At 62.5% G+C, this 19456-nt stretch carries 21 protein-coding genes; 11 read left to right on the top strand and 10 right to left on the bottom strand.

The genetic code is table 11. The features are described from left to right. Positions 1–175 precede the first annotated feature (175 nt). The 4 genes from QZ409_RS15165 to QZ409_RS15150 form a co-directional block, all read right to left on the bottom strand. Positions 176–682, bottom strand: coding sequence for a prepilin peptidase (locus QZ409_RS15165; protein WP_296712975.1), 507 nt, complete (start codon positions 680–682; stop codon positions 176–178). Between the two features lie 165 nt (positions 683–847). Next, positions 848–1012: a Flp family type IVb pilin gene (locus QZ409_RS15160; protein WP_296712973.1), complete on the bottom strand. Its 165-nt coding sequence runs from the start codon at positions 1010–1012 to the stop codon at positions 848–850. Positions 1013–1309: 297 nt separating this feature from the next. Further along, on the bottom strand, positions 1310–1474 hold the full coding sequence (locus QZ409_RS15155) for a Flp family type IVb pilin (RefSeq protein WP_296712971.1): 165 nt from the start codon (positions 1472–1474) through the stop codon (positions 1310–1312). A gap of 297 nt (positions 1475–1771) precedes the next feature. Then, positions 1772–1936, bottom strand: a complete 165-nt coding sequence (locus QZ409_RS15150; protein WP_296712969.1) for a Flp family type IVb pilin — start codon at positions 1934–1936, stop codon at positions 1772–1774. Positions 1937–2362: 426 nt separating this feature from the next. On the opposite strand from QZ409_RS15150, the gene QZ409_RS15145 reads away from it, so the two are divergent. From QZ409_RS15145 to QZ409_RS15135, 3 genes are all read left to right on the top strand, one after another. After that, the gene (locus tag QZ409_RS15145; protein WP_296712968.1) at positions 2363–2824 is read left to right on the top strand and encodes a pilus assembly protein N-terminal domain-containing protein; all 462 of its coding nucleotides are present in this window, start codon (positions 2363–2365) and stop codon (positions 2822–2824) included. Positions 2825–2943: 119 nt separating this feature from the next. Further along, positions 2944–3570 carry a TadE/TadG family type IV pilus assembly protein gene (locus QZ409_RS15140; protein WP_296712967.1) on the top strand — a complete coding sequence of 209 codons (627 nt, stop codon included), beginning with the start codon at positions 2944–2946 and terminating at the stop codon, positions 3568–3570. Beyond that, positions 3567–4466, top strand: a complete 900-nt coding sequence (locus QZ409_RS15135) for a TadE/TadG family type IV pilus assembly protein (protein ID WP_296712965.1) — start codon at positions 3567–3569, stop codon at positions 4464–4466. The genes QZ409_RS15140 and QZ409_RS15135 overlap by 4 nt, the downstream gene beginning before the upstream one ends. Positions 4467–4543: 77 nt before the next feature. Here QZ409_RS15135 and QZ409_RS15130 read toward each other — a convergent pair whose 3' ends face one another. The 3 genes from QZ409_RS15130 to QZ409_RS15120 all read right to left on the bottom strand — a co-directional run bounded on the left by QZ409_RS15130 (position 4544) and on the right by QZ409_RS15120 (position 6166). Next, positions 4544–4762 carry a hypothetical protein gene (locus QZ409_RS15130; protein WP_296712962.1) on the bottom strand — a complete coding sequence of 73 codons (219 nt, stop codon included), beginning with the start codon at positions 4760–4762 and terminating at the stop codon, positions 4544–4546. A gap of 133 nt (positions 4763–4895) precedes the next feature. Continuing rightward, complete coding sequence (locus QZ409_RS15125; protein WP_296712960.1) at positions 4896–5597, bottom strand: uracil-DNA glycosylase family protein; 702 nt, start codon at positions 5595–5597, stop codon at positions 4896–4898. After that, complete coding sequence (locus QZ409_RS15120; RefSeq protein WP_296712958.1) at positions 5555–6166, bottom strand: glutathione S-transferase; 612 nt, start codon at positions 6164–6166, stop codon at positions 5555–5557. The genes QZ409_RS15125 and QZ409_RS15120 overlap by 43 nt, the downstream gene beginning before the upstream one ends. Positions 6167–6407: 241 nt before the next feature. Here QZ409_RS15120 and QZ409_RS15115 point away from each other — a divergent pair, with 241 nt between their 5' ends. Continuing rightward, positions 6408–7886: a HAMP domain-containing histidine kinase gene (locus tag QZ409_RS15115; protein WP_342394848.1), complete on the top strand. Its 1479-nt coding sequence runs from the start codon at positions 6408–6410 to the stop codon at positions 7884–7886. Between the two features lie 113 nt (positions 7887–7999). After that, positions 8000–8644: a 2OG-Fe(II) oxygenase gene (locus QZ409_RS15110; protein WP_296712955.1), complete on the top strand. Its 645-nt coding sequence runs from the start codon at positions 8000–8002 to the stop codon at positions 8642–8644. A 50-nt stretch (positions 8645–8694) separates the two neighbouring features. Here QZ409_RS15110 and QZ409_RS15105 read toward each other — a convergent pair whose 3' ends face one another. Beyond that, entirely contained in the window at positions 8695–10134 is a 1440-nt protein-coding gene (locus QZ409_RS15105; RefSeq protein WP_296712953.1) for a DUF1254 domain-containing protein, read from the bottom strand. 504 nt (positions 10135–10638) lie between these two features. On the opposite strand from QZ409_RS15105, the gene napE reads away from it, so the two are divergent. From napE to QZ409_RS15080, 5 genes are all read left to right on the top strand, one after another. Next, complete coding sequence (gene napE / locus QZ409_RS15100; RefSeq protein ID WP_296712951.1) at positions 10639–10812, top strand: periplasmic nitrate reductase, NapE protein; 174 nt, start codon at positions 10639–10641, stop codon at positions 10810–10812. An 82-nt stretch (positions 10813–10894) separates the two neighbouring features. After that, entirely contained in the window at positions 10895–11152 is a 258-nt protein-coding gene (locus QZ409_RS15095; protein ID WP_296712949.1) for a chaperone NapD, read from the top strand. 1 nt (position 11153) lies between these two features. After that, a complete protein-coding gene (napA, locus tag QZ409_RS15090; RefSeq protein ID WP_296712946.1) occupies positions 11154–13670 on the top strand; it encodes a nitrate reductase catalytic subunit NapA in 2517 nt (838 codons plus the stop codon). Beyond that, positions 13667–14167 (top strand): nitrate reductase cytochrome c-type subunit, encoded by a 501-nt coding sequence (locus QZ409_RS15085; protein WP_296712945.1) that lies wholly within the window; start codon positions 13667–13669, stop codon positions 14165–14167. Before napA ends, QZ409_RS15085 begins: the two co-directional genes overlap by 4 nt. Then, complete coding sequence (locus QZ409_RS15080) at positions 14164–14781, top strand: NapC/NirT family cytochrome c (protein WP_296712943.1); 618 nt, start codon at positions 14164–14166, stop codon at positions 14779–14781. Before QZ409_RS15085 ends, QZ409_RS15080 begins: the two co-directional genes overlap by 4 nt. Before the next feature lie 84 nt (positions 14782–14865). Here the strand turns inward: QZ409_RS15080 and cobT are convergent, their stop codons facing one another. Together cobT and ispH are read right to left on the bottom strand one after the other, a co-directional pair. Next, positions 14866–15894 (bottom strand): nicotinate-nucleotide--dimethylbenzimidazole phosphoribosyltransferase, encoded by a 1029-nt coding sequence (gene cobT / locus QZ409_RS15075; RefSeq protein WP_296713067.1) that lies wholly within the window; start codon positions 15892–15894, stop codon positions 14866–14868. A 136-nt stretch (positions 15895–16030) separates the two neighbouring features. After that, a complete protein-coding gene (gene ispH, locus QZ409_RS15070) occupies positions 16031–17002 on the bottom strand; it encodes a 4-hydroxy-3-methylbut-2-enyl diphosphate reductase (protein ID WP_296712941.1) in 972 nt (323 codons plus the stop codon). 209 nt (positions 17003–17211) lie between these two features. Here ispH and QZ409_RS15065 point away from each other — a divergent pair, with 209 nt between their 5' ends. Next, positions 17212–19080 (top strand): monovalent cation:proton antiporter-2 (CPA2) family protein, encoded by a 1869-nt coding sequence (locus QZ409_RS15065; protein WP_296712939.1) that lies wholly within the window; start codon positions 17212–17214, stop codon positions 19078–19080. Positions 19081–19456 lie beyond the last annotated feature (376 nt).

The raw sequence follows: 19456 nt of genomic DNA, 5'->3' as shown, positions 1-19456 counted from the left end.
CAAAATGTCCCCGAAATGGGACGTTGACCGAATTGAAGCAGTGAAACGTCAAATTAAGGTTAATGGAATTTCACGAATCTTAAACGCCAGGGTGACGGAGCGGAAAAAGCATACGCCCCGCGGGAAGGCGGGGCGTAGCAGCGGCTTGATCGCGCAGCTTGCGAATCAGATGGCTTCAGCCGCTCAGCGACGCAAGAAAAATCCGGGTTTCCGGATAAAGAACGAGGCCCGCGGCGGCGAGCGCGACGCCATAAGGCACGCCATTGTTCTTGTCGTGCAGGCGCATGATCCAGGCGCGCGCCTGAGCCCAACTCGGCATCGGCAGGCGGCGGAACTGCAATATCACGAGCGTCAGGGCGCCGCCAAGCAGGGCCGATCCAAGGCCATATTCGGCCAGATGGTCGAAGCCCATCCAGACGGCGGTCGTGGCGGCGAGCTTGGCGTCTCCGCCGCCGATCCAGCCGAAGGCGAACAGGGTAAACGTCAGGGCGAGCACGGCCAAGCCGCTGGCCAGATGGAGGGCGATCGTCGAGGCGGGAAGGCCCAGAAAAAGCGCGAGCACGATAAAGGCGGCGACGAGCAGGATCGAGATCCAGTTCGAGATCGTCATCGTGAACAGGTCGGAGAAGGCCGCATAGGCCATGAGGGCCGGAAAAATGACAATCGTCAGCGCGTCGAGCATGGGAGTCCCGCGATTGGAAAACGCCGGGATGATCGCGCTTTGCGATTACCCCTTCGTTACTGCAAACCGGCGCGCCGAAAATAAAAAAGCCCCGGCGCTTGAAATAAAAAAGCCCCGGCGCTTGGCCGAGGCTTCTGATCGTTCGGCGGGGCCGAATCGACCGGATCAGTTCAGGGCGTTGGAGACCGATCCGAACTTCGTGTTCAGCTTGGTGCCGACCGAGGTCAGGACGGTGATGCAGACGACCGAGATGAGGGCGGCGATCAGACCGTATTCAATGGCGGTGGCGCCGGACTGGTCCTGAACGAAACGGGAGAAAAGCGACTTCATGATAGGCTCCATGTGATCTCTGTTGTTCGCGCTGAAACGTGCTCGCGTCCGGCTGCGATGGAGCAACCTTACGAGGGGAAGCTCGCCGCTTCGTTAATTTCATCTGCGCAAAATGTTTAACGCCGCAACGCGGTTAAAGGAGATTGAACGCGTCCGAAGAACGGGAAGGCGATATTCGCCGGCGCGCGATTTGGAGGAATATTTCGCCAAAGAAAACGGCCCCGGAGCGAGCCGGAGCCGTTGTGCAATAGCTGTGCTGCGCTCGCCTTCGCATGGCGAAGGCGAGGGATCGCTCGATCAGTTCAGGGCGTTGGAGACCGAGGTGAACTTCGTGTTCAGCTTGGTGCCGACCGAGGTCAGGACGGTGATGCAGACGACCGAGATGAGGGCGGCGATCAGGCCGTATTCAATGGCGGTGGCGCCGGACTGGTCCTGGACGAAACGGGAGAAAAGCGACTTCATGGGGTGCTCCATTTGATCTGTTGTTCGCGCTGAAACGTGCTCGCGTCCGGCTGCGATGGAGCAACCTTACGAGGGGAAATCTCGCCACTTCGTTAATTTCTTTGTCGCAAAAGGGGCGACTCAGCAACGCGGTTAAAGGAGGTTGAACAAGACCGCGACAAGGGAGCGGGTTCGCCGCCAACGCTTGACGGGATGGCTCGCCGCGCAAAAAAGAATGGCCCCGGCTTGAGCCGGGGCCATTAAGCAATTGTCCGCACAGCGCTCGCTTTCGCTGGGCGCAGGCGAGGGTCGCTCAAATCAGTTAAGAGCGGTGGAGACCGAGTCGAACTTGGCGTTCAGCTTGGTGCCGACCGTGGTCAGAACGGTGATGCAGACGACCGAGATGAGGGCGGCGATCAGGCCGTATTCAATGGCGGTGGCGCCGGATTGGTCCTGCACAAACCGGGAGAAAAGCGACTTCATTTTGAGCTCCTGAGGAAGACCGGGGAACGACGCGGGCGACCCGCTCGGGAAATGCGTCGTTAACGCCAAGTTAGGCGGCTCAGCTTGCCGATGTGTTAATGCGACCTCGTCAAACATGCTTGCATCTTGTTATGCTGAAGAAACCACAAATGACTTCGCTAAACCGGAGCGCTTTTACGTCAGGCGTCGCTGCTTGCTGTCTTCTCGCCGGTCGCTCTTTCTTTCCGGCGCTTTCCAGCCCTATGGAATTTTGCCTATTCGCCCGCATTTGTTGCGGCCGCCTGCGCCGAAATTTAGCAATCGTTCACCAAGTCATGCCTAAATTGCCGCTCGATATGGACGCGTATGTGCGGGCGGAAGGTTCGCCGCGGGCCGTCGGCGTTCCCTGCGGGCGGCTCGACGGGGTTTCGAATTCGGGAGAGGTTCATGCGTCTTAACGCATTTCGTTCGATTGGAGGCGCGCTGGTTCTCGCCGGGCTCGTCGCGCAATCCAGCGCCGTGGCCGCCACGGTCGACCTGGTCGTCGTCTCGGTCGACAAGGCGCGCGTCGCGCGCATTCCCGACAAGACCCAAACCCTTGTCATTGGCCAGCCGGGCATCGCCGACGTGACCATGCTCAAAAACAGCGGTATGGGCGTCATTACTGGCAAGAGTTTCGGCGAAACCAACCTCATCGCGCTCGACGGACAGGGCAATCTTCTGGGCGAATGGACGATTCGCGTTGGCGGCGACAGGGCCGACCTGCTCGTGCAGAATGGCGTCAACCGCGAGAGCTATATCTGCGCGCCGCATTGCCTGCCGACCATCGATCTGGCCGACGCCAAGGCGGTCGCCGCGGACCGCGCCGCCGCAGTGGCGGCGCATACCAATTTTTCCGGTGGTAAATAAGTCATTGGCGAATGCCCCGCGATCAAATGCATCGCGTAACGCAATGGCAATCTCTCCGGTTGAAAATGCCTCGTCGGCCTGAGCTTTCGGGGCATTGGGCAAGCCGATCGGGGATTTTGATGGAACAAACGGGATCGCAGCGCCGCGAAAAGCGCGGAATCCTTGGCCTGCTTTCACGCTTCGCCCGGAGCCGGAAGGGCGTGACGGCGATCGAATTCGGAATGGTCGGCATTCCGTTCATCGGCCTGATTTGCGCGATTTTTGAGACGGCATTCGTCTTTTTCACGCAGGCGACCTTTGACAATGCGGTTAACAATGTCGCGCGTCAGGTGTTGGTCAATAATTTCATGTCGACATCCAGCCAGACGACGTCGGCGTTCAAGACCGCCACTTTTTGCACGGCCCTGCCGTCGATCATCGATTGCAGCAAGGTCACATTGAACGTCCAGGCCTTTGATTCCAGCACTTCGACTTTCGCCAGCGTCGCGTCGTCGATCGGCAAAAGCTGGTATAATAATCCCTCAACCAATGTGAATCTCGGCCAACCGGGATGGATCGTCCTGTTCCAGGCCTTCTATCCCATGCCCGTCTATCTCTCCATCCTGGTCGCCAGCGGTCCGACCAATAATGGCGCCGCCAATCTTCTCGGCCACAGCTCGAACAGCGTTTACGCAAACCCCGCCAGCGGCGGGACGGGCTTTGTCCACGCCATCTTCTCGACTGTCGTCTTCAGGAACGAGCCATGACGCGGCGCGGAAAATTCCGGCTTGCCGGAAGGAAAGGGCTTTTTACAGGCCTGCGGATTGTCGTCCGGCGGCTAAGGCGCGGACAGGGCGGCATCGCGGCGGTCGAGTTCGCCCTGATCCTGCCGATGATGCTGGCGCTTTATTTCGGATGCGTTGTTCTGGCGCAGGGTCTTGAAGTCAGCCGCAAGACCCAGGCGCTTTCCCGCACCCTGGCGGATCTGACATCGCAGACTTTGCCGAGTAGCAGTAAGGCTGGAACGTGCCTTAAAACGGCTTTCATCAATTCCTATACAGCAAGTAAATGGAATTCAGGCGTAGCTACAAGCGTAACAAAGAATGCAATTGCCGCAAATAGCGTTCCATGTGTAACAGATACGGAGCTACAAAATATATTGGCGGCGTCGACCGCCGTGCTTTATCCTTTTACAGGTTCGCCGAACATGACCATCACCGAGGTCGTGTTTGATAATAGCTCCAGTACGAGCAGTCAGTGCTGTGTTGCGAAAGTGCTTTGGAGCGTCGGTTCGGGACCAAGCCCGACGTTGCGGCAATGTGGCGCCCTCGCCGTGACCGCCAACGGCGTGAATAGTCCGACGAGCATCCCCACTGGACTTTATCCGCCCACAGTCGCTTCGAACAATAATATAGATAATTTTATAATTGTGGTCGACGTAAGCTATACTTATGTACCGTCCTTTGGTTTCGCGCCCTTCGCATGGAACAAAGCTCCCAATGGCGGCGCCGGGTACACGATTCATCAGACGACCTATATGTCGCCGCGCATCGGATCGACGTCGCAAATCTTCTGGAAGCCAGATGGAACAATCCCGGCGACAAATTACGTGGCTTGTACACCGAATTTGGAGACGGCAACCACGAGCACTTCAGCCCCTTAATTTTCACGCGCGACCTTTTCGGATCGATTTCGGCGTTACGATTGCGCCATTCGCGAGCTGTTGCGATGGCCCCGCGTTCAGGCGGCGTCTTCCTCGACCGTTTCAAATTGGTCGTCGGGAACGCCCCAGATGACGAGGCCGGGGCCGAAGCGTACGTCCAGGCGATGCCTCGTAACGCCGGTCGCGCGTAGCAGACCATAGCTGCACAAGACGGCGCCGAGCGCCTCGGGCGGCAGATTCAGCTGCTGTTTCAACGGCGAGGCCGCTTTCAGACGAACTTTCTGACCAGCACGCATGACATTTTCCTTGCGGACATCGTCCAACTCGATCGAGCCTGATTGCGCGAGCAAGGATTGAGCAAATTCAATTCTATTTCGGCGCTGCAGCATGGCAAGTTAATTCGCAGCCAGTTTATGAAATATGTACTTTTTAAGGATGCGCCGGGGCCGTGAGAGGCGCCAACGCCTCGGCGACCAGAGCCCGCGCGAGCGGGACGATCTCGCCATCGAACCAGGGATTGCGCTTGAGCCAGGCATTGTTGCGCCAGGACGGATGGGGCAGGGCCAGCAGGCGCGGCTTGCAATCGGAGGCTTCCGCGCTGGCGCGCACGATCTCGGCGAGCGACGCGCCTTTGGGCAAGGGGCGTCCGAGCCGCGCGAAATGATAGTCCTGCGCTGGCCGCCCGATGGCGAGAATGATCTCGATCTGCGGCATCAGGCGGAACAGGCTTTCATGCCAGCGGGCGCGGCATTCGCGGCGTGGCGGCAGGTCGCCGCCCTTGGCGTCATGGCCCGGAAAACAGAATCCCATCGCGGCGACCGCGACCCGCGTCGAATCGTAGAATTCCGCGCGGTCGAGTCCCATCCAGCCGCGCAGCCTTTCGCCGGAAGGGTCGTCGAAGGGCAGGCCAGAACGATGGACGCGCACGCCGGGCGCCTGGCCCGCGATCAGTAGGCGCGCCGTGGCCGAGACGCGCAGCACGGGGCGAGGCGGATGTGGCAGGGGCGGCCCGTCCGGCGTTTCACTGCAAATCCGGCAGTCGGGGATCTGGGCGGCCAGCGCCGCAAGTTCCGCCTCCCGCGACAAGGTCAGGCGGCCGCGCTGGGGCGGGCTGAGACGTCCGCGCGCCACCGCGCGAAATGAACGAGGTCGTCGGGGAATTTTATGCGCGCGGGCTTTGCGAAATCCGCCGCGACAAGGGCGGTGATGTCGGCGATGCTGAAGGCGTTTCCGGCAAGGTAGCGGCGATTGGCCAGCTCAGAATCCAGGAAGCGCGCAAAGGCGATCGCGCGTGGCCGGTTCAGTTCGACCAGCTGCGGAATCTGCGGCTTTTCCATCTCGACCATGGCGGGATGGCTGTGCCGGAAGGCCAGAGCGATGGGGAAGAAGAACTCCAGTTCGGCGCGGCGCTGCCACATCTCGACCAGCGCCTTTTCCAGCGCATCGCGCCCAAACAGCGGCGGCTCCGGTTGGATTTCCTCAAAATAGCGGCAGATCGCGACGGATTCGCAGATGATCTCGCCCGAATCCAGCGCCAGCGCGGGAATGCGCCGCAAGGGATTGAGCGCCGCGAAGGCCGGATCGTGCTGCTGCGACAGAGCCAGGTCCACGTTTTCGGTGGGGACGGCGACGCCCTTTTCGGCGAGAAAGATGCGGACGCGGCGCGGATTTGGCGCCACCGGAGAATTATAGAGTTTCATGCGCCGCCCGGGGTTTAATTTTCCACGAAAAACATGCCGCCGCTGCGCCAAACTTGTCAATCTTGCGCCGGATTGGCGCCAAGTTTAGCGAATAAGTCAGCCGCTCATTAAGCTTTTTCGGGCAGTTTGGCGCATTGGCGCTAGCGCATTGCTCTGACCTTTCACGGGAATGTCCGAAGTCACCGCAGAAATGATCGCCCGAGGGCGCTTTGCAGACGGACGCTCTCCCGAGCGACGCCGCATGGCCAATCACATGCGGGAGGCGCGCGAGCGGCTGACGTCCTCCGGCGCCGGCAATATCGTTTTTGATGTCGAGCTGCTGCGCCTTTATTGCAAGGGGCGCAAGGAAGCCATCGTGCCGCAGGCGCTGCTCAGCCTCGCCGTCGCCGCGATGACCCTGCTGTGGATGCCGCTGTCGCTGGTCGGCATATGGCTCGGCGGCGTGCTGTCCGTGCTCGTCCTCGGCTGGGCTCTGTCCGATCGCTTCCTTCGGCAGGGCGACGGCGCGCAGACGGCGCGCAACTGGCAGGCGCGCTTCATCTTCGTGGAGGCGGCGAACGGGCTGGCGTGGTCGTCCTTCGCCTTGCTGATGAGTGGCGTGTCGGACCCTTGGGCGACGACCTATGTCATGGTCGTGTTCATGCTCGCCGCCGCGATCCACACTGTGGTCACGGCCTTCCTGCCGGCGGCGGTCTATGCGGCGCTCGCGCCCAACGCCCTCGCCATCATCCTCTATATGCGGCCGACCAGCCTCACCGGCCCGATCGCCCCGCTGACCCTGCTGGCCTGCGGCACGCTGTTCTATTTCGCGATTTTGTCGCGGCGCATCTATGCGAGCCAGCTCGACAGGCTGGCGATTCAGGGCGAGAAGGACGCGCTGATCGCGGAGCTGGAGCAGGCGAAGTCCAATTCGGACGAGGCGCGCCGCCGCGCGGAGGAGGCGAGCCTTGCCAAATCGCGCTTTCTGGCCACCATGTCGCATGAATTGCGCACCCCGCTGAACGCCATCCTCGGCTTTTCCGAAGTGATGAAGAGCGAGTTGTTCGGCCCGCACGCGATCGACGCCTATCGCGATTATTCCAACGACATCCACAATAGCGGCCAGCATCTGTTGATGCTCATCAACGAGATCCTCGATCTCTCGCGCGTCGAGGCGGGGCGCTACGAGCTGAAGGAAGAGGCCGTGCTCATCGCCGGCGTGATCGAGGATTGCCGTCACCTTCTGACCCTGCGCGCCCGGAAGCGCGGCGTGACGATGAGCGAGATCATCGAGCCGAACATGCCGCGCATCTGGGCCGACGAGCGCGCCGTGCGCCAGATCGCGCTCAACCTGCTGACGAACGCCATCAAATTCACGCCGCAGGGCGGCCAGGTCACGATCAAGGCTGGCTGGACCATGGCGGGCGGGCAATATTTCTCGGTCAAGGACACCGGCCCGGGCATTCCCGAAGAGGAAATCCCGATCATCATGTCCTCATTCGGGCGCGGCTCGACGGCGCAGAAAAACGCCGACGAGGGCACCGGCCTCGGCCTGCCGATCGTCAAGGGGCTGGTCGAGCTGCATGGCGGAACCTTCACTTTGCGTTCGAAATTGCGCGAGGGCACGGAAGTCATCGTCGTTTTCCCGCCGGAGCGCGTCATGTCGGCGCTGCCGCAGTTCAATCAGGGCGCGGAGCCGCCGGAAACGCAGGGCCATCGTGGGACGCGGGGCGCCGCCTGACCGGGAGCGCCCGGCGACGCCAGCTTCCTGCGCTTGATGCGGATCAATGAGGAAAATCCGCGCGCGAAATTAAATCCAAGGGAATCCGCAAGAAAATCCACTTGGGCGCTCACATGATCAATTATGAATCCTTCCGGACGGCGACCGTCGAAAACGCCCCCTTTCCCCATTTCGTGACCCGGGGCTTCCTGCCGCCCGCCGAAGTGGCCAGGGCCATAGCCGATTTTCCGAAGATCGACATGGGCGGGCTCTTTCTGCCGGAGTTCGCGCCCTATGGGCCGGCGTTCGAGTTGCTGCTCAAGGAGCTGGAGGGGCCGCTGGTGCGCAGAATCGTGGAGGAAAAGCTCGAAATCGACCTCTCGGGGCGCCCGACGATGGTTACCCTGCGCAGCAATTGCCAGGCGCGCGACGGCCGCATCCACGCCGATTCCAAATTCAAGCTGGCGACCTTGCTGCTTTATCTCAACGAGGACTGGGTCGATCAGGGCGGCAAGCTGCGCGTGCTGCGCTCGGGCGTGGATATCGAGGATTACGCCGCCGAAGTGGCGCCGGAAGGCGGCCTAGCCTTCTGCTTCAGGGTCCAGCCCAATTCCTGGCACGGCCACAAGCCATTCGTCGGTCCGCGCCGCTACGTCATGCTGAATTATTGCACGGACGAACAGTCGCGCAACCAGGAGTTGGCGCGCCACCGCATGTCGAATCGGGTCAAGAAATTGAAGCGGCTGTTCGGGATCGGCCGGATTCCGCAGGCCGCGTGAATGCAGGGCGGTTTCGGTGGACCCGGAACCGCCCTCTTGGAAGGCGCCGTTTACTGAACCTTCTCGACCTCGGGAAGCTTCCACGTCTTTTCAAAGAACGCCTTCTCGGGACCGTAAAGGCGGAAGATCAGGAAGAAATTCCTGCCCGCCGTCGGGACCCAGTTTTTCTCGAACCCCGCCGGCGCCTTCGGACCGAAATAGACGTCCACGGACCCGTCAGCGTTCTGCTTCATGTTGGGCTTGTCGAAGGATGACAGCCCGACGCCATTGTCCGCCGTATCGCAGGGACCGGCGCAGACGAACGCCTTCGTTTCCATGTCATAGACGATGGCCGACCAAAAATCCTTTGCCGGCACATCGGCGGGGACGCGAAGCCGATAGGTCGCTTGTCCGTCAAATAATTGTCCGGAGGAATCGCGCAGGCCCATCAGGTAGAATGTGCCGCCGCCAAGCTTCTTCGGCACGAAGGTCGCCCAATAAAACAAGCCGCCCGCGCGCGCATCCAGCCAAAGGCCATCGGCGGTTTCATAGGTGAACTCATTCGCCAGGCCCATCGTTTTCGGCGAGAACGCCGACCACTGGCTGCCTTGCCACCAAGGGGCGAGCGCCTTGCCTGGAGTCTCGAAGAATTTCTGCATTATCTTCCGCGCATCGACGATCGCTGCATCCAGCGTCTTTTGCATCTTTGCGTCGGGTTCGAATTTCTTGCCGCGCTCGATGCCGATCGAGGCCAGCATGCCCAGCATGACCTTGTCGCGTTCCCGCACGGGCTCCTCATTGACCATCGCGGCCAATTCGCGGAACCAACTTGCGTCATAGGTGGGGAGCGAATGGAAAGGTTTCGGGTAGCCGTCGATAAATCGTGTCGGTTTTGGCGCGGCGGCGTCCGCCAGCGGATAGACTTTCATCTGCTGGGCGTAGGCGTGGGCTTCCTCGGCCGTGCCGCCATTCGCGGGCACGGGGCGCAGACCACCGACCACCACATAGCCTTCCGAGCGCACCGGCAGGTAGCCCTCGGGAATGGGGTCGGTATATCCGGGCGGCAGGAACAGGTATTTGCCGCCGCGCCCCTCGTCTGTTCCCGACGGGCCGACATCGACAATTGGAGCCTGCCAGTTGTCGACAAAACTGCCGAAGAGATTCGCCTTCGCGCCGGCGGCCGGGATCTCCACCACGACCGGCCCCTGTCGCAGGTTCAGGGCCGTCAACATATAGGGCACCTGATTATTCGCGGTCAGCAGTTCATGCCGAGGCGTCGCAGGCTTGCTCCACAAGACAATGTCGTTCCAGGATGCGCCGTAGTCCTTGAATTGGGACTCCCAGAACTCGCGGATGCTAATCGCCGGCATCGACCAGATGACCGCCTCAATGGCGCGCTGATAGGCGAGCTGGTTGTCCGGATCGGACCTTTCGGGCGGCTGCGCCTGTTCCGCGCCGGCGGCTAGGACTGAGCCGACGCTCAGGGCGAAGCATAGACTGGCTCGCCTCAATCCCTTTCCTAGAACACGCTTCATAAGTCATTCCCCCTCGTGTTGATGATTGGCCCGGGCCGCAGCTGGGATGGGCGTTTGCTCCATTTGGCGACCGCAAAGGTTGAGGTGGAGCGGAGCATATTCAAGGGCCGTTTTCGCTGCAAGAGCCGGCCCATTGAAAGGGCTCTCGGGGCGCGGCTGGCCGCCTGGGGTCAAGAGCGAAGGCGCTCGCAATATCGCCTTCGAGGCAGGAGGTGGACCGCTGCGGTCGCCTCGGACAACGACCGCCCGCGAACGAAAGTATAATCAAACAAAATGCGGCCGCGATTGTTGGCTGCGGAACAAAAACGCAGGCTCCTTGTTCCACAGCTAAGAACCAGCAATTCGGTTCAGTCAAAAAAACGCAGGAATGCGACGGACCTCGACTTCGGGGCCACAACTCATTTTGTCGATCAAGACTTGGATCCCGTTTTCCGACGGGCGCAGGCGCTGTCTCCAGAAATTGTCGGTTGAGGTTGCGACATGGCCACAGGAAACCCGGCTCCCTCGGCAAAGAAAAGTGAGATCGCCGCTTTTCTGCTGGTGACGGCGGTGCTGATGCCGCTTCTCGCGATTGGAGTCGTCGGCGGTTACGGCTTCGCGGTTTGGACCTGGCAAATGATCGCGGGCCCGCCCGGTCCGCCACACAAGGGATGATCCGATGAGCAACGATCGCAGACAATTCGTCCGCGGAGCCTGGTTGCGGGGGATAGCCCGCCTTCCGACGCCGGAAGGAGAGATGGAAATCGCGAGCCTCGTGATTCATGTCCGCCCGGAACGCTTCGAAGAGGTTCGCGAAGCCATTGGCGCGCTGCCTGGTACGGAGATCGCCGCAAGCGATCCGCGCGGAAAGATCGTCGTGACAGTCGAAGCCGGTCCCGGAGATCGGCTCGGCGAGCGTTTGACCGAGCTTTCCGTTATGCCAAACGTGATCTCGGCCACGCTGGTCTATCACGCCACTGCGACACAAGACTCTTCAATCGAGGGGGCGGCTTGACATGACTGGCGCAAAATTCGACCGGCGCGACTTCCTCAAGCTGGAAGCGGCCGCGATGGCGGTCGCCGCCGCAGGAATGGCGCCCTCCGCGCAAGCCGCCAACCTCGCGACCGACAAGGACACGGCGACGCTCGACTGGAACAAGGCCGCGTGCCGCTTCTGCGGCACCGGATGCAGCGTCATGGTTGGCGTCAAGGAAGGCCGGGTTGTGGCCACGCATGGCGATATCAAGGCCGAGGTCAATCGCGGCCTCAATTGCGTCAAGGGCTACTTCCTCTCCAAGATGATGTATGGCGAGGACCGCCTGACCAAACCGCTTCTTCGCAAAAAGAACGGCGTCTACGACAAGAATGGGGATTTCGTTCCCGTTTCCTGGGATGAAGCCTTCGACGTCATGGCGGACAAGTTCAAGGCGGCGCTGAAGAAGCGCGGGCCGAATGGCGTGGCCATGTTCGGTTCGGGCCAGTGGACCATTTTCGAAGGCTACGCCGCGGTCAAATTGTTCAAGGCCGGCTTCCGCACCAATAACATCGACCCCAACGCGCGCCACTGCATGGCGTCGGCGGTGGCGGGCTTCATGCGCAGCTTCGGCATCGACGAGCCGATGGGTTGTTACGACGATATCGAAGCGACGGACGCCTTCGTGCTCTGGGGCTCGAACATGGCGGAGATGCATCCGATCCTGTGGACGCGCGTCGCCGACCGCAGGCTTTCCGCGCCCCATGTCAAGGTCGCCGTGCTCTCGACCTTCGAGCATCGCTCGTTTGATCTCGCCGACATAGGAATGGTGTTCAAGCCGCAGACGGACCTGATCCTTCTTAATGCTATCGCCAACCACATCATCAAGACCGGCCGCGTGAACAAGGAGTTCGTCGCGGCCCATACGGTCTTCAAACGCGGGCAGACCGACATCGGCTATGGCCTGCGTCCGGAGCATCCCCTGCAGAAGAAGGCGGCCGGCGCGGCGAAGCCCAATGACGCGACCGACATGAGCTTCGAGGAATATGCCGCCTTCGTCTCCGAATACACGATCCCGAAAGCGGCGGAGCTAACTGGCGTACCCGCCAACCGGATCGAGGCCCTCGCCGAAATCTACGCCGACCCGAAGACCAAGGTCGTGAGTTTTTGGACGATGGGCTTCAACCAACACACGCGCGGCGTCTGGGCGAATAATCTCGCTTACAATCTGCACCTGCTGACGGGAAAGATTTCGGAGCCCGGCAACAGCCCATTTTCGCTCACCGGCCAGCCGTCCGCCTGCGGCACGGCGCGCGAGGTTGGAACCTTTTCCCACCGCTTGCCCGCCGACATGCTGGTGACCAACAAGGCGCATCGCGACCGCGCGGAGGAAATCTGGAAACTGCCCGAGGGCACGATTTCCGACAAGAACGGCGCACATGCCGTATTGCAGAACCGCATGCTGAAGGACGGGCTGATCAACGCCTATTGGGTGCAGGTCAACAACAATATACAGGCGGCGGCCAACGCCCTTGAGGAGGGCATCCCCGGCTATCGCAACCCGGACAATTTCATCGTCGTATCGGACGCCTATCCGACGGTTACGACGGTTTGCGCCGACCTGATCCTGCCCACCGCCATGTGGGTCGAAAAGGAAGGCGCCTATGGCAATGCCGAACGCCGCACCCAGGTCTGGCGGCAGCTCGTCACGGCCCCGGGCGAAGCGCGCTCCGACCTTTGGCAATTGATGGAGTTTTCGAAACGATTCAAGATCGAGGACGTCTGGACCGACGAACTGCTCGCCAAGAAGCCCGAATATCGCGGCAAGACGCTTTTCGAAGTCCTTTTCCGCAATGGCCAGGTGGACAAGTTCCCCGTGTCCGAGCTCGCGCCCGGCTTCGCCAATCAGGAATCGGAAGCCTTCGGCTTCTATGTCCACAAGGGACTGTTCGAGGAATACGCGACTTTCGGGCGGGGCCACGGCCACGACCTCGCGCCTTACGATCGCTATCATGAGGAGCGCGGATTGCGCTGGCCGGTGGTCGACGGCAAGGAGACCCGCTGGCGCTTCCGCGAAGGCTCGGACCCCTATGTGAAGGCGGGGGAAGGCGTGCGTTTCTATGGCTATCCGGACGGCAAGGCGCGGATCTTCGCCTTGCCCTACGAGCCGCCCGCCGAGAGCCCCGATGAAACTTTTCCCTTCTGGCTCGTAACCGGCCGCGTGCTGGAGCACTGGCACTCCGGCAGCATGACGCGCCGCGTGCCCGAGCTTTACAGCGCCTTCCCCGAGGCCGTCTGCTTCATGAACCCCGACGACGCCGCGGCGCTGAAGCTCCGGCGCGGCGACGAAATCAAGGTCGAGTCGCGGCGCGGCTATATCCGCACGCGAGTCGAAACCAAGGGACGCAACACGATGCCGCCGGGCGTGGTCTTTGTGCCCTGGTTCGACGAGGGCCAGCTGATCAACAAGGTGACGCTGGACGCGACCGATCCCATTTCGTTGCAGACCGATTTCAAGAAATGCGCCGTACGCCTGGCGCTGGTGGGAGAAGCGAGATGAGCCGCCTCCTCCGCTCCCTGCTCCGGGTCGCCCTGGCCTCGTCGCTCGGGCTCGCCGCGCCGGTCGCCATGTCGCAATCGGCGGGTCCGGACGGCGGCCTCTCTCTGCCCTTGCGGGGCCCGACGCCGGTCGCCGATCCAGCGCCGGCGCCGCGCATTCAGCCCATCCGCAACACGGCGGCCCGCGAAACGCGAAATTATCCCGAGCAGCCGCCAGTCATTCCGCACACGATCGAGGGTTACCAGATCGATCTCAATGGCAATAAATGCCTGTCCTGCCATGCGCGCTCACGGATCCGCGAAAGCCAGGCGCCAATGATTTCAATCACCCATTTCATGGATCGCGAGGGCCAGTTCCTCGCCACCGTCTCGCCGCGCCGCTTCTTCTGTACCGAATGCCACGTCTCGCAAACCGACGCGAAGCCACCGGTCGCCAATAGTTTCATCGATATCGATAGTTTGATCACCCATCTCAAAGCGGGAGGCTCTGCCAAATGAGCCTCCTTGGCGCGCTCGCCAATCGCTTCGCATGGGCCCGGCCAATATGGACGACGATCTCGCGGCCGAGCGTCTATTTCTCCTTCGGCGCGCTGGTTCTCGGAGGCTTCGTCGCCGGGATCGTTTTCTGGGGCGCGTTCAACACGGCGCTCGAGGCGACGAATACCGAGAAATTCTGCACCAGCTGCCACGAAATGCACTCGAATGTTTTCGAGGAGCTGAAAAGCACGATCCATTTCTCGAACCGGTCCGGCGTTCGCGCGAGCTGCCCCGATTGTCATGTGCCGCATAACTGGACAGACAAGATCGCGCGCAAGATGCAGGCGTCAAAGGAAGTCTGGGGTCATCTGTTCGGCACGATCGGCACCCGCGAAAAGTTTCTCGATCACCGTTTCGCCCTCGCCAGCCACGAATGGGCGCGGATGAAGGCGAATGACTCGCTGGAGTGCCGCAACTGTCATAGCGCGCAATCGATGGATACGACGAAACAGTCGCCACGCGCGGCGGAAGCGCATGAACGTTTCCTCTTCACCGGCCAGAAAACCTGCATCGATTGCCACAAGGGCATTGCCCATAAGCTTCCCGACATGAAAGGCGTCGAGGGCTGGCAGTAAGGGCGATCTGCGTTTCGTCTGCGAGCCGAATGCGGCCATCCGGCGAGGGGCGCCGGGTCGGAGATTGTGACCAAGAACCGCGCGTCACGCCTTGTTGTCGACGCCCGCCGACGAGAATGTCGCCATGTCCTGATGGCAAGCCAGCGCCGCCTTGACGAGGCCGATGGCGAGCGCCGCGCCGGAGCCTTCGCCGAGCCTCATGCCGAGATCGAGCAGCGGCTTCTTGCCGAGCCTTTTCAGCACTTCCGCATGGGCGCCTTCCGCCGAGACATGGCCGGCGAGGCAATGGTCGATGCTCGCCGGATCGAGCGCGTGCAGAACGGCCGCCGCCGCGCAGACGACATAGCCGTCGAGCAGGACCGGCGTGCGCTCCATGCGCGCCGCGAGAATGGCGCCGGCCATGGCCGCGACCTCGCGCCCGCCAAGGCGGCGCAGCAGTTCGAACGGATCGTCGAGATGGTCGCGGTGCAGGGCGACCGCGCGCCGCACGGCGTTGGCCTTGCGCGCCAGGCCTTCATCATTGACGCCGGTGCCGCGCCCGACCCAATCCTCCGCCTCGCCGCCATAGAGCGCGTAATAGATGGCTGCGGCGATAGTGGTATTGCCGATGCCCATTTCGCCGAGCGCCAGCACATCCGCGCCGCCCGCAATCGCCTCCATGCCATAGGCGATGGTCGCGGCGCATTCGCGCGCCTCCATCGCCGGGGCCTCGGTGATGTCCTTGGTCGGCAGGTTGAGCGCGAGCTCGAACACTTTCAGCCCCGCGCCATTGACGGCGCAGATCTGGTTCACGGCCGCGCCGCCCGCCGAGAAATTCTTCAGCATCTGGGCGGTGACGCTGGCGGGATAGGGCGAGACGCCCTGCGCGACGACGCCGTGATTGGCGGCGAACACCACCACGGTCGGCCGCTCGGCGGTCGGCTTGGCGCGGTCCTGCCAGGCGGCGAGCCATTCGACGATCTCTTCAAGCCGGCCGAGAGCGCCCGGCGGCTTGGTCAGCTGCGCGTCACGGGCGCGCACGGCGGCGACGGCTTCGGCGGAGGCGACGGGCATTTGCGCGAGCAGGGCGCGGAAGGCGTCGAAAGGATGTTCGGCGGAAGCGTTCGTCTGCATGGTCTTTCGCGGAGTCTTGCGCCGCGCCGGGGGCGCCGCGCGGTCATGGAGCATTATGCCGAAACGTAAAAGGGCGGCGCGGTCGGTGACCATTGCGCCGCCTTGTCACATTCCGGCTGAACCGGCTTTGGCCCGGTCAGGCGACTTTTTCGCGCAGGGTGCGCGGCAGCGGGAAGGAAACGTCTTCCGTGGCAGTGGTGATGGTGTCGATCACCAGCTCGAATTTCTCGCCGACGGCGTCGAGAATTTCCTCGACCAGCACCTCGGGCGCCGAGGCGCCGGCGGTGACGCCTAGCGAGGCGATCCCTTCCAGCTGGCTCCAGTCGATGTCGGTCGCGCGCAGGACGAGCTGGGCGCGGCGGCAGCCGTTGCGCTCGGCCACTTCCTTGAGGCGCTGCGAATTGGAGGAATTGGGCGAGCCGACCACGATGAAGGCGTCCACCTTGTGGGCGATTTCCTTGACCGCTTCCTGGCGGTTGGTGGTCGCGTAGCAGATGTCCTGCTTATGCGGCCCGACGATATGGGGATATTTGTCCTTGAGCGCATTGACCACCTCGGCCATGTCGTCCACGGACAGAGTGGTCTGGGTGACATAGGCGATCGGCTCGTCCGTGGCGAAGGTTAGGGAGCCGACGTCGCTCGGGCTCTCCACGAGCACAACGGCGCCCTCGGGCAGCTGGCCCATGGTGCCGATGACTTCCGTGTGGCCCTTGTGGCCGACAAGGACGACCTTGCGGCCGCGCCGATAATGAATTTCTGCCTCGCGATGGACCTTGGTCACCAGCGGGCAGGTGGCGTCGATCGCCAGCAGCTTGCGGTCTTCGGCCTCGACCGGCACGGCCTTCGGCACGCCATGGGCCGAAAACACGACGGGAGCGCCATTGTCGGGCACTTCGTCCAGTTCTTCGACGAAGATCGCGCCCTTGCGCTTGAGGCCCTCGACGACATAGCGGTTGTGCACGATTTCGTGGCGCACATAGACGGGCGCGCCAAATTTGCGCAAGGCGTGTTCGACGATGTCGATAGCGCGCACCACGCCGGCGCAAAAGCCGCGCGGCGCGCAAAGAAAAACGTTCAGACGGGGCTTCAGAGTGGGCGTGGCGCTCATCCGGGGACCTCTAGGGACAGGTCTGGGACCTCTAAGGACGGGTCTTGGCTCAAAAATCTTGTGGGCGCGGGGCGCGGCGATGTCAAGCGCGGGCCGGTGGGCGAAACGGCTTCCCGCGCCGCGCTTTCGCCTCTATCCTTGCCTAAGGCATCGCCGGCGCGCGGCGAATCGCCGCCTGATCTGAACCTCCTGCGGACCACATGCCGGAAATGAGCAGCGAGACGAGCTTTCTCGTCCCGATCCTGATTCTTCTCGCCGCCTCGATCGTGTTTGCGGCGTCTTTCCGCTTTGCGGGGCTCGGCTCCGTTATCGGCTATCTCGTCGCGGGCATCGCCATCGGCCCTTCTGGCCTCGGGCTGATCGCCGAGCCGAAGATGACGCTCAATATTTCCCAACTCGGCGTCGTGCTGCTGCTCTTCCTGATAGGCCTGTCGCTCAAGCCGCAGCGGCTCTATGCCTTGCGCCGCGACATCGGTCTGATCGGCGTCAGCCAGATGGTCCTGACCGCCGGGCCTCTGGCCTATGCCGCGCATAAATTCCTGCATCTCGGCCTGTTCGGCGCGCTTGCGGCGGGTCTGGCGCTCGCCTTTTCCGCCACCGCCATCGCCATGCAATTGCTGGAGGAGCGCGGCGACGCCCAAACCGCCTATGGACGGCGCGCCTTCGCGGTCCTGCTGGCGCAGGATATCGCCGTCGCGCCCGCCTTGGCCCTGATTCCGCTGCTCGGCGGAGGAGCAGGGGGCGCCGCGTCCTCGCTGGCCGGCTCCATGCACGACGCGCTGATCAATCTGTCGCAGGCTTTCGCGGCTCTGGCTTTCGTCATTCTTTCCGGCCATTACGCCCTCAACCCGCTATTCCGCCTGCTTGCGCGGGCCGGCGCGCGTGAAATTCTCACGGCGGCGGCCCTGTTTATCGTGCTCGGCGCGGCGGTGCTGATGCAGGCGGTCGGCATGTCCATGGCGCTGGGCGCCTTTCTCGCCGGCCTGCTGCTGTCGGAATCCAATTTCCGCCATCAGCTCGAAGCCGATATCGAACCCTTTCGCGGCCTGCTAATGGGCCTGTTCTTCATGTCGGTCGGCATGTCGGTGGACGCCCATCTCGTGGGGGCGCGGCTCGGCTTGCTCGCGGGCGCGGCGCTGGCCATTCTCTGCGCGAAAATGGCCATCGTTTTCGTCCTATTTCGGCTGACGGGCTCGACCTCGCGCGAATCGCTCAGCGCCGCCGGGATATTGACGCCGGCGGGCGAATTTTCCTTCGCCATCTTTCCGCTCGCGGCGGCGGCCCATCTGATGCCGCAGGCGGATTCCAGCCTGTTGTCGGCCCTCGCGGCAATCACCATGGTCGCCGGGCCTTTTTTCGCCAAGGGCGCGGAATATATCGCCGTCCGGTTGGAAAGCCGCCGCGCGCCCGAGCCGGAGGGCGCCGTCGAGCCGCCGCCCTCCGTTCCCAAGGAGAAGCGCGGAAAGGTGCTGGTGGTCGGCTTTGGCCGCTTCGGGCAGATCTCGGTGCAGCCTCTGCTCGCCGAGCGCATTGATGTGACGGTGATCGATTCCTCGGTCAAGCGCATCCGCGACGCGGGCAAGTTCGGCTTCAAGGTCTATTTCGGCGACGGCTGCCGGCTCGACGTGCTGCGCGCGGCTGGCGCCGGCGAAGCGCGGATCATCGCCATTTGTGTCGGAAACCGCGACATCGCCAACGCCATCGTCGCCCTGGCGCGCGACAATTTCCCGACTGCCAAGATTTTCGTGCGCGCCTATGACCGCATTCACGCCATCGATCTGCTCGATAAAGGCGTGGATTACCAGATCCGCGAAACGCTCGAATCGGCGCTGGCCTTCGGCGGGGCGGCGATCGCGGAATTGCGCGGCGACCCCGACGCCGCCCGCGAAGCCGTGGACGCGGTGCGCCAGCGCGATCTCGACCGGCTGGCGATCCAGAAGGCGGGCGGCGCGCCGCCACCACCCTTCTTCGCACCCGACCAGCCGCGCTTCAATCCCGAGCCGCTGGTCAAGCCGGCGAGCAAGTCCAAGGGGCTGACGCCGGAAAGCCAGACCATCGTCGATCAGGTCTCCGACTGACGCCAGCGTGAGAAGACGGCTTCTTAATTATATCAGGAAGCGAGTTTGGCTCTTGTCTGGCGCGAAACCTGCTTGTATCGAGCGGCTTCCGGCGCATTCCCGCGCCGGAAGGGTCGAACGCCCGGCTGGCCTGCTGCTCCCTCCCGAAATGCAAAGCCAATTTTCCGGAACGCGGACAGGCTGCGATTGCAGCTTGCGCGGCATCGGCCTATCTAGTGCTTCGTCGGAGGGGGAAAGGCGACGCCGCGCGGCCGCATCCTGGGGCGTTGACCGCCCCGATGAGGAACGCGCTCGATCGGAATGGAAGTGGACGACGCCGCCCGGCGCCCGTCCGCCCGTTTTCGCGTCAGATCCCGACCCTCACCGACCTTGAGAC

This window comes from Rhodoblastus sp., from assembly GCF_019449565.1.
In the GTDB taxonomy this organism is placed as follows: Bacteria; Pseudomonadota; Alphaproteobacteria; order Rhizobiales; family Beijerinckiaceae; genus Rhodoblastus.
Note: the sequence above shows the minus strand (reverse complement) of the source record. Positions and strands in the feature narration are given on the sequence as shown.

Excerpts from the sequence above, each read along its gene's own strand:
- QZ409_RS15165 (WP_296712975.1), bottom strand. The coding sequence starts at position 682 with ATGCTCGACGCGCTGACGATTGTCATTTTTCCGGCCCTCATGGCCTAT.
- QZ409_RS15160 (WP_296712973.1), bottom strand. The coding sequence starts at position 1,012 with ATGAAGTCGCTTTTCTCCCGTTTCGTTCAGGACCAGTCCGGCGCCACC.
- QZ409_RS15155 (WP_296712971.1), bottom strand. The coding sequence starts at position 1,474 with ATGAAGTCGCTTTTCTCCCGTTTCGTCCAGGACCAGTCCGGCGCCACC.
- QZ409_RS15150 (WP_296712969.1), bottom strand. The coding sequence starts at position 1,936 with ATGAAGTCGCTTTTCTCCCGGTTTGTGCAGGACCAATCCGGCGCCACC.
- QZ409_RS15145 (WP_296712968.1), top strand. The coding sequence starts at position 2,363 with ATGCGTCTTAACGCATTTCGTTCGATTGGAGGCGCGCTGGTTCTCGCC.
- QZ409_RS15140 (WP_296712967.1), top strand. The coding sequence starts at position 2,944 with ATGGAACAAACGGGATCGCAGCGCCGCGAAAAGCGCGGAATCCTTGGC.
- QZ409_RS15135 (WP_296712965.1), top strand. The coding sequence starts at position 3,567 with ATGACGCGGCGCGGAAAATTCCGGCTTGCCGGAAGGAAAGGGCTTTTT.
- QZ409_RS15130 (WP_296712962.1), bottom strand. The coding sequence starts at position 4,762 with ATGCGTGCTGGTCAGAAAGTTCGTCTGAAAGCGGCCTCGCCGTTGAAA.
- QZ409_RS15120 (WP_296712958.1), bottom strand. The coding sequence starts at position 6,166 with ATGAAACTCTATAATTCTCCGGTGGCGCCAAATCCGCGCCGCGTCCGC.
- QZ409_RS15115 (WP_342394848.1), top strand. The coding sequence starts at position 6,408 with ATGGCCAATCACATGCGGGAGGCGCGCGAGCGGCTGACGTCCTCCGGC.
- QZ409_RS15110 (WP_296712955.1), top strand. The coding sequence starts at position 8,000 with ATGATCAATTATGAATCCTTCCGGACGGCGACCGTCGAAAACGCCCCC.
- napE (WP_296712951.1), top strand. The coding sequence starts at position 10,639 with ATGGCCACAGGAAACCCGGCTCCCTCGGCAAAGAAAAGTGAGATCGCC.
- QZ409_RS15095 (WP_296712949.1), top strand. The coding sequence starts at position 10,895 with ATGGAAATCGCGAGCCTCGTGATTCATGTCCGCCCGGAACGCTTCGAA.
- napA (WP_296712946.1), top strand. The coding sequence starts at position 11,154 with ATGACTGGCGCAAAATTCGACCGGCGCGACTTCCTCAAGCTGGAAGCG.
- QZ409_RS15085 (WP_296712945.1), top strand. The coding sequence starts at position 13,667 with ATGAGCCGCCTCCTCCGCTCCCTGCTCCGGGTCGCCCTGGCCTCGTCG.
- QZ409_RS15080 (WP_296712943.1), top strand. The coding sequence starts at position 14,164 with ATGAGCCTCCTTGGCGCGCTCGCCAATCGCTTCGCATGGGCCCGGCCA.
- cobT (WP_296713067.1), bottom strand. The coding sequence starts at position 15,894 with ATGCAGACGAACGCTTCCGCCGAACATCCTTTCGACGCCTTCCGCGCC.
- ispH (WP_296712941.1), bottom strand. The coding sequence starts at position 17,002 with ATGAGCGCCACGCCCACTCTGAAGCCCCGTCTGAACGTTTTTCTTTGC.
- QZ409_RS15065 (WP_296712939.1), top strand. The coding sequence starts at position 17,212 with ATGAGCAGCGAGACGAGCTTTCTCGTCCCGATCCTGATTCTTCTCGCC.